This is a genomic window from Streptomyces sp. CA-288835 (assembly GCF_050936385.1).
GTDB lineage: Bacteria > Actinomycetota > Actinomycetes > Streptomycetales > Streptomycetaceae > Streptomyces.
On record NZ_JBNJMW010000001.1, the window covers coordinates 607,249 to 622,211 of the forward strand.

Sequence of the window (14,963 nt, forward strand, 5' to 3'; positions counted from 1 at the left end):
GGTCTCCCGATGGCAGTCAATCGCAGGCACTTCATGACCACGGCGGCCGCAGTCGGCGGCGCCGTGCTCCTCGCCCCGCCCGGCACCGCCCAGGCCCTCGCCCGAGGTGCGGCGCCCGGCGCCCCGGGCATCCCTGACTACCAGCCCACCAAGGCATCCCTCGACACCCATCCCGTGCCGCGCTGGTACAAGGACGCCAAATTCGGCATCTTCGTCCACTGGGGCATCTACTCGGTGATCGCCGGCGCGACGCCGAGAAGTGCCTCCGAGTGGTACCTCTGGTACCAGAGCACCAAGGACACCGCCGAGTGGAAGTACCACCGCGACACCTACGGCGAGGACGTCACCTACGACGACCTCATCCCGCAGTTCAAGGCCGAGAAGTACGATCCCGACGCCTGGGTGAAGCTGTTCGAGCAGGCGGGCGCCGAGTACTTCGCGCTGACCAGCAAGCACCACGACGGTTTCGCCCTCTACCCCAGCAAGGTGACGGACCGTCACTCCGTGGCGTACGGCCCGAAGCGCGACCTCGTCGGTGAGCTGATGACCGCGGCCCGCAAGCGCGGCACCGTGCGCCCGGGCCTGTACTACTCGCTCGGCGAGTACTTCAACCCGGCGATCGGCCGGCCGATGCGCAACTTCTACACCGACGAGGAAATCCCGATGACCGGCTACAAACCGGTCGAGGACTACATAGGCGACTACGAGCTCAAGCAGCTCTACGAGATCATCGACCGCTACGACCCGGAGCTGCTGTGGGCGGACGGACAGTGGTTCCGGCCCACCGGCGAACCGCCGTGGCGCAGCGAAGAACCCCTGGCCCACTACTACAACCAGGCCAAGAACCGAAGGCACCCCAAGGGTGTCGTGATCAACGACCGGTTCGACACCCACTTCGACTTCGCGACGTACGAGCAGCGCACCAACCCCACGATGGATCCCCAGAAGTGGGAGTGCTGCATGACCATGGGCTACTCCTGGGGCTACAACAAGCACGAGCCGGACGGGGACTACAAGACCTCCGAGTTCCTGATCCAGCTGCTCGCCGACGTGGTCAGCAAGAACGGCAACTTGCTGCTCAACATCGGCCCCAGGCCGGACGGCACGATCCCCGAGATCATGCAGGAGCGACTGCGCGACATCGGCGCCTGGCTGAAGGTCAACGGCCCGGCGATCTACGGGTCGACGCCCTGGGTGCGGGCGGAGGAGGAGGGCAGCTCGCTCGGCATCCGCTACACCGTCTCCCCGGGCAAGTTCAACATCATCGTGCTGGGCGCACCCAGCGGCACCTTGTCGGTGCCCGGCGACATCCCCATCAGCGCCACTTCCCGGATCCGGCTGCTCGGCAAGAGCGGCAGTCTGCGGTGGACCCGCCGTGACGGAAAGATCAACATCACCGTCCCGTCCTCCCTGCCGAGCAACATCGCCAATGTCTTCACCGTCGACTGGGCCCGGTGACCGGCATGGGAATCAGTAACGGTACCCAGTTCGACACCCTGGGGCCCACGCTCACCGTCACCACGGAACCCGCCGAGCCGGCCGACGGTGACACGGTCACCGCCACCGCGGTCCTCACCAACGACTGCCCCTTCCCGCTCCGCAACGCCGTGCTCCACCTGATCAACCCCGGCGCCACCACGGCGGCGAAGACCATCCCGCTCGGCGACCTGCGGCGCGGCGCGAAGACAACCCGGCGCTGGGAGACGGCGATGCCGGCCGACGTGGCCGGGAACGTGTCGTTCACCGCGCACGTGGTCTTCGACGTCGACGGGCGCAGCAGCGACTGCGCGCGGTCCGCGAAGACGGTCACGGTGCCCTACGAGCCCAATGAGGTGCGGGACCCGTACCGGACGTTCGCCACCACCGACGACGCCGAGTTCGGCCAGTACGGCAGCCAGTTGGTGATCTGGGCGGGCGGCCGCGACTTCTCCGGCGGCACCGACGAGAAGGGGGGCATCCTCCGTCCCGGCTCCGCCGCCGAGGCGAGCGTGGTGCAGGTCAAGACGGTCAGCCTCACCGGCAGCGACAACCCCACCGCCAAGTACGGCATCGCCATCGCCAACGACCTCACGGCCCCGGAGAAGGGCGGCTACGCCGTACTCACCATGTCGAAGTCGTTCGGCCTGGAGTTCATGGCCGACAGCGACGGCGACGGACGGCTCGACACCTGGGCCGGTGGCGGCGGTTCCACCCACCCCGCCTGGCTGCGTCTGGTCCGCGACGGCACCACCTGCACCGCGTACTCCAGCACCAACAGCGGCCTTTCCTGGACCGAGGTCGCGAGCGTGAACGTCCCCTCCGCGAGCGGCGCCCTGGACGCCGCCGTGGTGGCGAGCGCCGTGAACCTCAACTACCCCGGCACCACCGTGCAGGCCGTGTTCGACCACTTCTCAGTGGAGCCGAGATGACAACCCATCGCCTCGCTCAGGCCGTCTACCGCCCCGAGCAGGACTTCCTCCCGCCGCCCGTCTCCCTCACCGTCACCCCGGCCACCCCCGGGCCGGGCCAGGCCGTGACCCTGACCGCGACCCTCAAGAACACCACCGGGATCACCTTGCGCGGCACCGTTCTCTACCTCGCCGTGGGCGACATCGCGGAGTCGGACGGCCTCGGCGGTATCGCGCCTGGACGGTCGGTCACCCGCAGCTGGCGAACCCGGCTGCCCGACGACGCCGAGGGCCGCATCGAGTGCACCGCCCACGCGCTCTTCGACGTCCACCGGCACGGCTCCGACTGCACCCGCGTCACCTCGTCGCTGAGGCTGCCGTACCGGTCTCTGGCCAGTGCCTTCGACAACGCCGGCATCTCCTCCGACGACGCCACCACCACCGCCGACATCGACGGCTCGCGTTCCAGCCTGTCCGCCCAGGCGCTGGCCTCGGTCGGACTGACTCCCGGGGCTTCGGTCACCTACGGCGGGACGACCTTCACCTGGCCGGACACCGAGCCCGGGGCCAAGGACAACGTGGTGTCCTCCGGGCAGACCGTGCGGCTGTCCGGCACCGGCTCGCGGCTGGCCTTCCTCGGCACCTGCACCTGGGGCGACGGCAAGGGGTCCGGGAAGGTCGTGTACGCGGACGGTACGGAGCAGGCCTTCTCCGTCGAGGTCCCCGACTGGTACTGGGCGAACCCCGCGGCCGCGGTGGTGCTGCCGTACCGCAACACCCCCTCGGGCCAGGACAGGAACCCGGTCAGCCTCTACACCTTCGGCGTCGAACTGGAGGACAAGGAACTGCACTCCGTCGTGCTGCCGAAGGTCAGCGACGGCCTGCCGAGCGGTAGTCCCGCTCTGCACATCTTCGCGATGACCGTCGCCTGAACCGAGAAGTTTCGAGAGGACGTTCATGACAGGCAATCAACCCCTCAGCCGCAGACGCCTGCTGACCGGAGCGGCCGCGTTCGGCGGAGTGGTGCTGCTGACCCCTCAGCCAGGTGCCCACGCCGCACCAGTGGCCGCGGACAAGGCCGGCAAGCCCTTCAACACGACCCCCGCATCGGTCGCGCTGCGACGGCTGCTGCCCGACCACCACCGGCAGGTGACGCTGCGCGCGCTGGACGCCGGCAGTGCCGACCGGTTCAAGGTCACCGGCCGGGCCGGGGCGATCACCGTGGAGGGCACCAGTTCGGCGGTGCTGCTCACCGGCCTCAACACCTATCTCGCGCGGGTGGCAAAGGCCGACATCTCCTGGAACGGCGAACAGCTGAACCTCCCCAGGCTGCTGCCCGGCCCCGACGGGGAGATCGCCGGATCGGCGAACGTGCCGCACCGGTTCGCCCTCAACGACACCAACGACGGCTACACCGGCCCCTACCGGAACTGGGACGCTTGGGAGCGCGAGCTGGACGTGCTCGCGCTGCACGGCATCAACAGGGTGCTGGTCTACACGGGCGGCGACGCCGTCTACTACGACACCTTCCGGCAGTTCGGTTACTCGGACGCCGAAATGCGGGCGTGGATACCGGCACCGGCCCATCAGCCGTGGTGGCTGCTGCAGAACATGTCGGGGTTCGGCGGCCCGGTGTCCAGGCGGCTCATCGAGCGCCGGGCCGACCTCGCGCGGAAGATCACCGACCGGGTGCGCGAACTGGGCATGACACCAGTACTGCCCGGTTACTTCGGCACCGTGCCGGACGACTTCGTCGCCAAGCACGGCGGGGACGCTGCCGTGGTCCCCCAAGGCGACTGGGGAGCCTTCAAACGGCCCGACTGGCTCGACCCGCGCACGACGGCCTTCAACGAGGTGTCCGCCGCCTTCTACCGGGCCCAGTCGGAGCGGTTCAGCGACAGCACGATGTACAAGATGGACCTGCTGCACGAGGGCGGCAACCCCGGTGACGTGCCGGTGGACGAGGCCGCGGCAGCCGTCGAAGGGGCGCTCCAGAAAGCCCACCCGGGCGCGATCTGGGCCATCCTGGGCTGGCAGTCCAACCCGTCCAAGGCGCTTCTCGACGGCGTCGACAAGAGCCGGATGCTGATCGTGGACGGCCTGTCGGACCGCTACACCACCGTCACGGACCGGGAGAGTGACTGGGACGGCACCCCGTACGCCTTCGGCAGCATCTGGAACTTCGGCGGCCACACCCCGATGGGCGCCAACGCCCCGGACTGGGTGGAGCAGTACCCCAAATGGCGTGACAAGGAGGGCAGTTCACTCGCCGGTATCGCGGCGATGCCGGAGGCCGCCGACAACAACGCACCCGCCCTCGCCCTCCTCACCGACCTGGCCTGGACACCCGGCGTCATCGACCTGGACGACTGGTTCACCGCCTACGCCCACTCCCGCTACGGCGGCCCCGACCGGCATGCCGCCGCGGCCTGGCAGACGATCCGCGACACCGCGTACAACATGTCCCGCGCGGACTCCTGGAGCGAGGCACCCGACGGCCTGTTCGGCGCCCGTCCGAGCCTGACGGCGAACAAGGCCGCCGCCTGGGGCCCGGAGAAGGACCGCTACGACACCACCGCCTTCGACACCGCGCTCACCGAACTCCTTGCCGTACGAGCGGAGTTGAGGGACAGCTCGGCCTACCGGTACGACATCGTCGACGTGGCCCGGCAGGTCCTGTCCAACCGCAGCCGTGTCCTGCTGCCGCAGATCAAGGCCGCGTACGAGGCCGGGGAAAGGGTCCTGTTCGGCAAGCTGACCAGGACCTGGCTGGACTGGATGGACCTCCTCGAGGACCTGCTGGCGACCTCCGGCCCGCACCTGCTCGGGCGGTGGCTCGCCGACGCACGGTCCTGGGGCGCCGACCGCACTGAGAGGGACCACCTGGAGTACGACGCCCGCTCCATCCTCACCACTTGGGGCGGACGCGCCAGCAGCGAAGAGGGCCTGCACGACTACGCGAACCGGGAGTGGGCGGGGCTGGTCGGCGGCCTGTACCGGACCCGCTGGAAGACGTACTTCGACGCGCTCGCCAAGGGCCTCGCCACGGGAAAGGACCCTGCGACGATCGACTGGTTCGCCCTGGAGGACCGCTGGGCTCACGCGCACGAGACGCACCCGACCGAGCCCCACGGCTCCCCGTACGCCCTGGCCCGCCGCGTGCGCGACCTGCTCGCCGCCACTCCCCATCAGGCGGCCCTCACCGCGGGGACCGACCGGGGAGCGGTGGCCGAGGACACGCCCGCGACGGTGACGGTCACCTTCACCAACAGGAACGGGTTCGCGGCGGCCCGCGGCGTGACCCTCTCCGTCACCGTCCCCGAGGGCATGGCGGTGAAGCCGCTCGATCCGGTGCGCGCGGCGTCGGTGGCGTTCGGCGAGACGTTCGCCGCTCGCTTCGAGGTCTCTCTTGCGGGTGAGCCGACGGAATTGGTCGGCCGGGTCGTCGCGGCGGCGGCGTACGCGGGCGGCGGGAAGGCGGTCGCGCCGGTACGGCTGGTGGCCGCGGCCGGGGTCGGCGACCCGTACCGCACTGTCTCCTACAACGACGCCGTGTTCGGCCAGGCCGGCGACGAGATCGCCGTCGAGGGCGCCGGGGCCGACCTGTGGGGCGCCACCAACGAGTTCGCGGCGGTGTACCGGGCGGGCGCGTACGGCGACGGAACCGTGGCCGAGGTCATGGTCACGTCCCAGGACGCGACCGGGGGCTGGGCGCGGGCGGGCCTCGTCGTCCGCAACGACCTGGGCTCTCAGGGGAGCGCGGGCTATGTGAACCTGGCGGTCACGCCGTCCAACGGCTGCGCGTTGAGCTGGGACGCCGACGGTGACGGCCGTTTTGACTCGATCGCGCTGTCGGGCTCCTTCACCGCGCCGGTGCGGCTGCGGCTGACCAGGTCCGGCGCCTCGTACATCGGGGAAGCCAGCGCGGACGGCGCCACCTGGACGACGGTGGGCACGGCCACGCCGGGAGGTGCGGCGGCCGCACAGGACGTCGGGGTCTTCATGACCGCGGCCAACGGCTGGAACGGCGCCCGGGGCATTGCCACGTTCGACGGATTCACGGTGACGTGATCGGTCCCGCTCACGGATCAAGATCCGGAGCCTGACTTCTTCTAGAGCGTGAAGTCGGTTGCCCGGACGTAGCCGGAGTGGAGCCAGGATGATCCTGGCTCCACTCCGTGGTGCGGGTGTGTCACTGGAACTGTGCGAAGAACCTCCAGATCTCTGCCTTGGTCCAGGTGGTGACGCCGCTTTCGTTGGGGGAGCCGTCGACCGGACCGGGTATGTGGCCTCCGTCGAACGCGGCCCATTGGACCGGGTATCCGGCACGGCAGCCCGAGTAGGTGGTGGTGATGTGCGTGCGGCTGCCCGGCGCGGGCTCGCGCGGGTTTTGGGCGGTGCAGCCATTGTTGGCGACGAACTTGTCGCGCAGGGAGCGTCCTTGCCCGATGTTGAGGACGTTGTCGCTGATGCCGTGGATTCCGAAGTAGGCGATGGGCTGGCTGCCGCCGCTGCATCCGCTGATCTGGGCGCCGGCGATGACCGCGACGGCCCGGAAGGCGTTCGCGCGGCTGCATGCGAGTGCGTAGCTCATGCCGCCGCCCCAGCTGAATCCCGTGGCGAAGCGCTGTGCCGGGTTGACACAGAGGCCGCCCTCGATGCGCCGGATCATGTCGTCGACGAAGGTGACGTCCTCACCGCCCGAATTGGCCCAGCCGTTGCCGAGGCCCTGGGGGGCGACGAGGATCGCGCTGTTGTTCGACTGTTCCTGTTGGCCGTAGTAGGACCAGGCGGCCCCGCTCGTGCCGCCCGAGGCGACGTCGCCGGCGGTTCCGCTCCGCCAGTGGAAGGCGAAGATCAGCCGGTAGCGGTGGTTGTTGTCGTAGTTGGGCGGAACCCTGAGGATGAAGCTGCGGCTCTTGCCGCCGCTCTGGATCGTGTGCGTACCGCTCGTCAGAGTCGGAGCGCTGCCGCATGCGCCCTCGCCGCCGCCACCGGACGACAGCTTGACCATCTGCCATTGCTGGTTGGCGCCGCCCCAGTCGGAGTACTGAACGACGTTGCCGCCGTCGGCGGTCGAGGCGCCCTGCACCTCCACCGCCTTGCTGCTGGTGCGGTTGATCAGCCGGACGTGGCCCGCGTCGGAGTCGGCCAGGCGGAACTGCTGGTTGGCCCCGTTGTGGTCGGCCCACTGCTGGAGCGCGGCACCGTCCGCGGTCGAGGAGCCGGCCACGTCGAGAACCTTGCCCGAATGCCGGGCCTTGAGGCGGTAGAAGCCGCCGCCGGAGTCCACGAACTGCCACTGCTGGTTGGCTCCGTCGTGGCGCGTCCACTGGCTGACCCGGGCGCCGTCGGCGGTGGACGTGCCAGAGACGTCCAGCGCCTTGCCGCTGTTGCGGTTGACCAGGACGTACCAGGCGTTGGTGTCCACCGTCGCCGCCTCGGCGGGCGCCGGATTCACCGCGGTGAGCATGCCGATCGCGAGAGTTGCCGCCACCACGGCGGCGACCCGGGACCACCAGCGATGTCTGTGTGGAGGGGCGGGGGAAGCCGCACCGTAGGTCTTCATCGACTCGCCCTTTCGTCTGTGGCAGGTCCCATCAGGCGCGGGTCCAGCGTTGGTTGCTGCCGTTCGAGCAGGTGTAGAGCTGGATCAGGGTGCCGTTGGCGGTGCTGCTTCCGACGGCGTCGAGGCAGCGGCCGGACTGGACGCCGACGATGGATCCGTCGGAGTTGACGCGCCATTTCTGGTTGTCGCCGCCCCAGCAGCTGTAGATCTGGACTTTGGCGCCGTTGCCGGTGCCGGCGGCGTCCAGGCACTTGTTGCCGTAGACCCTGAGCTCACCTGCGTCGGTGTGCGTCCACTGCTGATTGGTGCCGTTGTTGCAGTCCCACAGCTGGACCTGGGTGCCGTCGGCGGTGCTGGAGTTCGGCACGTCCAGGCAGCGGCCTGAACCGACGCCCTTGGTCTGTCCGGCATTCCCAGGGGGCGTGGAGGAGCCGCCGTTGAGTGCGTTGAGGACGGCGTTGTAGGCGGGCTTCTTGCTGCCGTCGGAGTTGAACAGCAGCGGCGTGTGCTGCGGTCGCCAGGAGTCGCTGTCGCGCACACCCCAGACGGTGATGCCGAGGCAGCGCGAGACGGTCAGGCAGTCGTTGGTCACGGCGGCGTAGGTGTTGGGCGAAGCGCCCTGGATGTCGAGCTCGGTGATGGCCACATCCACGCCGAGGGCGGCGAAGCTCTGCAGGGTGGTGCGGAAGTTGGGGTTGTACGGGCTGTCGTTGTTGAAGTGGGCCTGGAAGCCGACGCAGTCGATCGGGACGCCGCGCTGTTTGAAGTCGCGGACCATGTTGTACATGGCCTGGGTCTTGGCCCAGGTCCAGTTCTCGACGTTGTAGTCGTTGTAGCAGAGCTTGGCGGCCGGGTCGGCGGCGCGCGCGGTGCGGAAGGCGACCTCGATCCAATCGTTGCCTGTGCGCTGCAGGTTGGAGTCGCGCCGGGCTCCCGAATTGCCGTCGGCGAAGGCCTCGTTCACGACGTCCCACTGGGCGATCTTGCCCTTGTAGTGGGCCATCACGCCGTTGATGTGGCCGATCATCGCCTGGCGCAGGTTGCTGCCGCTGAGGCTCTGCATCCAGCCGGGCTGCTGGGAGTGCCAGGCCAGGGTGTGGCCGCGCACCTGCTTGCCGTTCTGCACCGCCCAGTTGTAGACGCGGTCACCGGCGGTGAAGTTGAACTGGCCCCGCTGCGGTTCGGTGGCGTCGATCTTCATCTCGTTCTCGGCCGTCACCGAGTTGAACTCGCGGTTGGCGATCGATGTGTACGTCGAGTCGCCCAGCCTGCCCGAGGCGATGGCGGTGCCGAAGTAGCGGCCGCTCTGCTTCGCCGCGGCGCCGAGCGTGCTCTCGGCGGCGTGTGCGGCCGGTGGCGGCGCGGCCAGCGTGGCGGCCGCACCGAGGACGCCGACGACCAGCGCCAACAGCAGGACGCGGATCTTCCGGCGGATAGCGGATCTGGGTAGGGCATACGAGCCCATGGCTGTGCCTCCAAGGTATAAGTCACGGAAGGAACGGAAGGACTGGAGCGCAGGGGGATGCGTCGTCCGCTCTCACTCGGCAGACGAACGGGGCTGGCCGGAATCCGGGCAGCACGGAATCACCGGACATCGCGGTGATGGGACCGGGCCGATCTCAACCGGTACGGACGGCACCCGGCCGGCCGCCGGGTGTCCTACGGCGGGCGGCGGCGGTGTTCCGACACAGGCATGGGGGTACCTCCATCGCGGCTCAGCCGGGGGCCGCCACGCGGCGTCGCGTACCTCTCCAACCGCGCGAAGAGCCACGATGCGCTGGTGCGAACCTCACCGGAACGAACGGGGTGCCGAAGGTGCTTTGGTGCGCGGATCTGTCGTGCAGCTGTGCACGGATCTGTCATGCAGCTGTGCGTGGGTCTGCCATGCAGCACAGATTGCTTAGGGCGACTTGGTTCGATATCTCGAACTAAGGCCCGTTGCTCAGACAGGGAGATTGAAGTATTGACGATGGATCGTCAATACTCCCCGCAGAAGAAGTTTCGGTTCATCGTCCGAAACTTTCAGTAAGGCTGATACAGCTCGTCAATCCCACACGGGAGGCGCTGTTTATGGACAGATCAGTGACAGGCCTTGACCAGAGTGCCCTGCATTCCTAGCTTGTGGCGTCACAGCATCGGGGAATTCTTCGAAACATTCGAGATGCCCTGTCCCCCGGTACGTCCGCTCCGCGCTTCCTCGGTGTCACCTCACCCCCCGCCCCCGAACGGAGGCCCTCTGATGTGGTTTCGCCACCCGTCCCCGGTCCGTCCAAGACGTTTGCTCGCCGTGCTTGCGCCCCTGCTGCTCGTGGCCACCTTCCTCGGTGCCCAGCCCTCCGGCGCGGCTGCGCGGGCGACCGTAGACCCCAACGCCTCGTACGTGCTGGTCAACCGCAGCAGCGGCAAAGCTCTGGACGTCTACAACAGGGCGACCAGCGACGGCGCCCGCATCACCCAGTGGACCAGGAACGACCAGAACCAGCAGCAGTGGCAGTTCGTCGACTCCGGCGGCGGTTACTACCGCATCAAGTCCCGCCACTCCGGCAAGGTGCTGGACGTCCACAACTTCTCGACTGCCAACGGCGGCTCGATCGTCCAGTGGGCCGACCTGAATGGCACCAACCAGCAGTTCCGGCTGGCCGACAGCTCGGATGGCTACGTGCGGCTCATCGCGCGCCACAGCAACAAGGCCCTCGAAGTACAGGGCGGCTCCACCGCCGACGGCGGCAACATCGTCCAGTACGACGACTGGGGTGGCACCAACCAGCAGTGGCAGCTCGTCAAGGTCGGTAGCGGCAACCCCGGCCAGTGTGACCTTCCGTCGACGTACCGCTGGTCATCGACGGGCGCGCTGGCGCAGCCCAGGCCTGGGTGGGCCTCGCTCAAGGACTTCACCGTCGCCCCGTACAACGGAAAGCATCTCGTCTATGCGACGACGCACGGCGTGGGACAGGGATCGGGCTGGGGCTCGATGAACTTCGGCCTGTTCACCAACTGGCCGGAGATGGCCTCGGCCAGCCAGAACGCGATGTCGAATTCCACCGTCGCGCCCACGCTCTTCTACTTCGCGCCGAAGAACATCTGGGTGCTCGCCTACCAGTGGGGCCGGACCCAGTTCGCCTACCGGACGTCGAGCGATCCCACCAACCCGAATGGCTGGTCAGCGGAGCAGCCGCTCTTCTCCGGAAGCCTCCCCGACTCCGGAACAGGACCCATCGACCAGACGCTCATCGCTGACGGCTCGAACATGTACCTGTTCTTCGCCGGTGACAACGGCAAGATCTACCGGGCCAGCATGCCGATCGGGAACTTCCCGAGCAGTTTCGGCTCGAACTACACCACGATCATGAGCGATACGAGGAACAACCTGTTCGAAGCCCCGCAGGTCTACAAGCTCCAGGGCCAGAACCGGTACCTCATGATCGTCGAGGCGATCGGCTCGCAGGGCCGCTACTTCCGCTCGTTCACGGCCACCAGTCTGAACGGCTCGTGGACACCCCAGGCCGCGACCGAGAGCAATCCCTTCGCCGGCAAGGCCAACAGCGGCGCCACCTGGACCAATGACATCAGCCATGGCGAACTGATCCGCGCCAGCGCCGATCAGACCTTCACCGTCGACCCCTGCAACCTGCAGTTCCTCTACCAGGGACGCGACCCCAACTCCGGCGGCGACTACGGCCAATGGCCCTACCGTCCGGGTCTGCTGACCCTGCGGCGCTGACGGCGTGACACGAGTCCGGCTCCGCGACGGAGCGGAGCCGGTGGGGCGGGCTCGGCGGAAGGCCGAGCCCGCCCGGGTCACGCGACAACATCAGCGCTCGTACGGCGACGGAGCGCGCGGCCGGGCAACCCTCACCAGCCCGTAACGCGGTGCCGCCGCCGGTGGCGCTTGTCGACGGTCCAGGCGTACCGGGTCGCCTGGTGCGCTGCAGCGGACAAGCCAGGCTTCGGTGACGTGAGTGAACATCGCCTCGGCCGCACCGCTCGGGTCGTGGGCGGCGATGCGCTCGTACACGCGGCGACGGCCGCGCCTGGAGGCGACGCACATGACGCGCTCGGACCGACCCATGTACCGCGCGGTGTTGACGTCGGTCCGCGCCGCGTCGAGACGGCCTTCGCCACACTCGACTGCTCGAAGGTGTCCACTTCGCCCAACGCGCGACGGCCCCGGCCCTGTTCAGGGTCGGCCTCATTGACCTCATGCGCCAGCCCTCCCGGTCTACGCCGCCTTCAACCACTACACGGCGACGGACCGGCCCATGACCGTCTGGACCCTCACCGACCACGGCAGTGGTCACATTTCTGTGCCATTTCTGTGAGCGACACCGGCTCGGTCTTCCAGACGGGTTGGCAATCAGAAGGCAGCAAGGCCCACAGCACCGCCGACGCAGGATCCGGCCGGCCGTGGGTATGCAGCTGGCGCTGATCGCCGCGGGTGTTCTCGCCTACGACGCGGTCTTCGGGACGTTCGGCGACGCCGAGACGCAGGCGGCAGCTGCGCCGGCCCCGGTGCCCGACAACGCGATGGCAGCCGTGGCCGCCATGCAGCCGGGCTGGAATCTGGGCAACAGCCTGGACGCCGTCCCAAACGAGACCAACTGGGGCCAGCCCCGCACCACCGAGACCCTGCTGGACTCGGTCCGAGCCCAGGGTTTCAAGAGCATCCGTATCCCCGTGGCCTGGAGCGACCACCAGGGAGCGGCGCCGAACTACACCATCGACCCGGCATACATGAGCCGGGTCAAGCAGGTCGTCGACTGGGCGATCGCCGACGGCCTCTACGTGCATCACGACTCCTGGCAGTGGACCAGCAAGATGTCCACCGACCACGACCAGGTCGAGGCCCGCTTCGACGCGACCTGAACCCAGATCGCCACCGCGTTCCGGAACGAGCCTGTCCAGCTGGTCTTCGAGAGCGTCAACGAGCCCCAGTTCGACAACGCCGACAACACCCGCAAGCCCCAACTGCTCAACGAGCTGAACACGTCCTTCCACAAGGTCGTGCGTGCGCCCCGGTGCAGTCGGACACGACCGGTACGACCGCGTCGTTCCGCGTCCCCACACAGTTCCGGGATGACGAGCCGGCGACGATGCAGGCCTCGTACGCCGACGGCGGCAACGCGGGCCCGACCAACTGGACCCCGTAGTTCACGCGCGGGTCCACTTCTGGCTGGTCTGGCCGTTGCAGGTCCACAGGACCAGCGGGGTCCCGCCCGCGGTGCCGGCCCCGTTGACGTCGAGGCACAGCCCGGCGCGGACGTTGCGGATCGACCCGTCGGAGCCGACGGTCCACTTCTGGTTGTTCTGGCCGTTGCAGGGCCAGGTGATGACCCGGGTGCCGTTGGTGGTGCCCTGGTTGTAGGCGTCCAGGCACTTGTCGCCGAAGACGCGGATCTCGCCGCCGGCCCACGTGGTCCACAGCTGGTTGGCGGCCGTGTGGCAGTCCCACAGCAGAACCGTGGCCCCGGCGGCGGTGGAGGCGTTGTCCACGTCCACGCAGCGGCCGGAGCCGTTGCCCCGCAGGCGCGAGGTGGTGGCGGTGAGCGGGCTGCCGCCGGTCACCCGGAACACGGCGACTCCGTGCGCGGGGACGCTCGCCGAGATCTGCCCGGACGTGCTGGACGTGGAGCCGGTCCACAGGTCGGTGAGGGTGAACTGGCCGCCGGACAGGCCGACTTGCGCGGCCGTGGTGGTGACCGCCGCCGTGCCCCCTCCCCGGTTGAACAGGCCCACCGCGACCGAGCCGTCCGACAAGGGCTTGGCGAACACCTCGGTGCTGCCGTCGTCGCGCACCCTGCGCCCGCCCGCTCCCAGCGAGTCCTGGTTCACCGCCAGCAGACGCGGGTTGCGGAGGATGGCGCTCACGTCGGCGGACATGGTGCGGATGTCGTTGCCGGCCATGAGCGGGGCGCTCATCAGCGCCCAGAGGGCGAAGTGGGAACGGGACTCGGTCAGTGACAGGCCGGGGCGGCCGACGACCAGCATGTCGGGGTCGTTCCAGTGGCCCGGGCCCGACTGCGCGGCGAGGGGCGCGGTGACGTCCAGGACGTTGCCGACGCCCATCGGATAGCTGTTGGTGTTGCCGTTCTGCCAGATGTCGAGCAGGTCCTCGGTCGTCCGCCACAGGTCGGCGACCTCGCCCCAGTTGTACGTGGCACCCGTGATCGCGTGGAAGCTGTTGGGGTTGATGCTGTAGACGATCGGCCGCCCGGTGGCGCGCAGGGCGTCGCGCATGAGCGAGAACCGCGCGACCTGCTCGTCGCGGGTGCCCTCGGAGGAACACCAGTCGTACTTGAGGTAGTCGACGCCCCACGAGGCGAACGTGTTGGCGTCCTGGACCTCGTGGCCCCTGCTGCCCGTCGACCCCGGGTAGTTCCCCACGGTCTGCGCGCAAGTGCGCTCGCCCGGCACCTGGTAGATCCCGAACTTCAGGCCCTTGCTGTGGATGTAGTCCCCGAGCGCCTTCATCCCGCTGGGGAACTTGGTCGGGTTGGCTCGCAGGTTACCCGCCGCGTCGCGCTGCGGGTCGAACCAGCAATCGTCGACCACCACGTACCGGTAGCCGGCGTCCCGCATGCCCGAGGACACCATCGCGTCGGCGGCCTGGCGAACCTGTGCCTCGGTGATCCCGCACCCGAAGCTGTTCCAGCTGTTCCAACCCAACGGTGGAGTGAGCGCCGGGCTGCCGGGCGCGGCCGAAGCGGTGGAGTCAGCGGAGGCCGTCACGGACGCGGCGACCGTCAGCACGGTGGTCGCGAGGAGGCGGAGCAGTCGTCCGCCCGATCGTCTGAGCACCAAGGGCTCCTTTGGAAGGAAGGGCGCCATGGGCGGGCGACGCGAAGATCGATGTCACGTCCATGACACTACTCAGGAGAGAAGATGGTCGCTCGAAATTTCGTGAGTCATTCGGAAACTCAAGGGCCTCACGGATACTAAGGACGCGATCGAACATGTCAACACCCTTCACAGAACCGCGTCCACGATTCGGCCACCCAGACTGCGGAAGG

General features: G+C 68.5%; 11 protein-coding genes. 7 read left to right on the forward strand and 4 right to left on the reverse strand.

Translation table 11 applies throughout. From position 1 onward, the window contains the following. Positions 1–9 precede the first annotated feature (9 nt). From ACQEVY_RS02865 to ACQEVY_RS02880, 4 genes are read left to right on the forward strand one after another with little or no spacing between them, the layout of a single operon-like run. Positions 10–1,458, forward strand: coding sequence for an alpha-L-fucosidase (locus ACQEVY_RS02865; protein ID WP_432944444.1), 1,449 nt, complete (start codon positions 10–12; stop codon positions 1,456–1,458). A gap of 5 nt (positions 1,459–1,463) precedes the next feature. Next, complete coding sequence (locus ACQEVY_RS02870) at positions 1,464–2,408, forward strand: hypothetical protein (protein ID WP_432944446.1); 945 nt, start codon at positions 1,464–1,466, stop codon at positions 2,406–2,408. Next, a complete protein-coding gene (locus tag ACQEVY_RS02875) occupies positions 2,405–3,319 on the forward strand; it encodes a beta-glucosidase (RefSeq protein WP_432944448.1) in 915 nt (304 codons plus the stop codon). The genes ACQEVY_RS02870 and ACQEVY_RS02875 overlap by 4 nt, the downstream gene beginning before the upstream one ends. Positions 3,320–3,344: 25 nt before the next feature. Further along, a complete protein-coding gene (locus ACQEVY_RS02880) occupies positions 3,345–6,458 on the forward strand; it encodes an alpha-N-acetylglucosaminidase TIM-barrel domain-containing protein (RefSeq protein ID WP_432944450.1) in 3,114 nt (1,037 codons plus the stop codon). Positions 6,459–6,579: 121 nt separating this feature from the next. Here the strand turns inward: ACQEVY_RS02880 and ACQEVY_RS02885 are convergent, their stop codons facing one another. Both ACQEVY_RS02885 and ACQEVY_RS02890 read right to left on the reverse strand, forming a co-directional pair. Further along, on the reverse strand, positions 6,580–7,887 hold the full coding sequence (locus ACQEVY_RS02885) for an RICIN domain-containing protein (RefSeq protein WP_432955036.1): 1,308 nt from the start codon (positions 7,885–7,887) through the stop codon (positions 6,580–6,582). 100 nt (positions 7,888–7,987) lie between these two features. Further along, positions 7,988–9,421 carry an endo-1,4-beta-xylanase gene (locus ACQEVY_RS02890; protein WP_432944452.1) on the reverse strand — a complete coding sequence of 478 codons (1,434 nt, stop codon included), beginning with the start codon at positions 9,419–9,421 and terminating at the stop codon, positions 7,988–7,990. 774 nt (positions 9,422–10,195) lie between these two features. On the opposite strand from ACQEVY_RS02890, the gene ACQEVY_RS02895 reads away from it, so the two are divergent. Beyond that, complete coding sequence (locus ACQEVY_RS02895; protein WP_432944454.1) at positions 10,196–11,677, forward strand: non-reducing end alpha-L-arabinofuranosidase family hydrolase; 1,482 nt, start codon at positions 10,196–10,198, stop codon at positions 11,675–11,677. 90 nt (positions 11,678–11,767) lie between these two features. On the opposite strand, the gene ACQEVY_RS02900 is transcribed toward ACQEVY_RS02895, so the two are convergent. Beyond that, complete coding sequence (locus ACQEVY_RS02900) at positions 11,768–12,025, reverse strand: hypothetical protein (RefSeq protein WP_432944456.1); 258 nt, start codon at positions 12,023–12,025, stop codon at positions 11,768–11,770. A 341-nt stretch (positions 12,026–12,366) separates the two neighbouring features. Between ACQEVY_RS02900 and ACQEVY_RS02905 the strand changes: the two genes are divergently transcribed. Then, a complete protein-coding gene (locus ACQEVY_RS02905) occupies positions 12,367–12,819 on the forward strand; it encodes a glycoside hydrolase family 5 protein (protein WP_432955038.1) in 453 nt (150 codons plus the stop codon). Positions 12,820–12,971: 152 nt separating this feature from the next. After that, positions 12,972–13,103 (forward strand): hypothetical protein, encoded by a 132-nt coding sequence (locus ACQEVY_RS02910; protein WP_432944458.1) that lies wholly within the window; start codon positions 12,972–12,974, stop codon positions 13,101–13,103. A 1-nt stretch (position 13,104) separates the two neighbouring features. Here ACQEVY_RS02910 and ACQEVY_RS02915 read toward each other — a convergent pair whose 3' ends face one another. Continuing rightward, the gene (locus ACQEVY_RS02915; RefSeq protein WP_432944460.1) at positions 13,105–14,751 is read right to left on the reverse strand and encodes a glycoside hydrolase family 27 protein; all 1,647 of its coding nucleotides are present in this window, start codon (positions 14,749–14,751) and stop codon (positions 13,105–13,107) included. Positions 14,752–14,963: the final 212 nt, after the last annotated feature.

Bases quoted from the DNA above. Each gene is read 5' to 3' on its own strand.
- ACQEVY_RS02875 (WP_432944448.1), top strand. From the start codon at position 2,405: ATGACAACCCATCGCCTCGCTCAGGCCGTCTACCGCCCCGAGCAGGAC.
- ACQEVY_RS02900 (WP_432944456.1), bottom strand. From the start codon at position 12,025: ATGGGTCGGTCCGAGCGCGTCATGTGCGTCGCCTCCAGGCGCGGCCGT.
- ACQEVY_RS02890 (WP_432944452.1), bottom strand. From the start codon at position 9,421: ATGGGCTCGTATGCCCTACCCAGATCCGCTATCCGCCGGAAGATCCGC.
- ACQEVY_RS02880 (WP_432944450.1), top strand. From the start codon at position 3,345: ATGACAGGCAATCAACCCCTCAGCCGCAGACGCCTGCTGACCGGAGCG.
- ACQEVY_RS02870 (WP_432944446.1), top strand. From the start codon at position 1,464: ATGGGAATCAGTAACGGTACCCAGTTCGACACCCTGGGGCCCACGCTC.
- ACQEVY_RS02865 (WP_432944444.1), top strand. From the start codon at position 10: ATGGCAGTCAATCGCAGGCACTTCATGACCACGGCGGCCGCAGTCGGC.
- ACQEVY_RS02905 (WP_432955038.1), top strand. From the start codon at position 12,367: ATGCAGCTGGCGCTGATCGCCGCGGGTGTTCTCGCCTACGACGCGGTC.
- ACQEVY_RS02895 (WP_432944454.1), top strand. From the start codon at position 10,196: ATGTGGTTTCGCCACCCGTCCCCGGTCCGTCCAAGACGTTTGCTCGCC.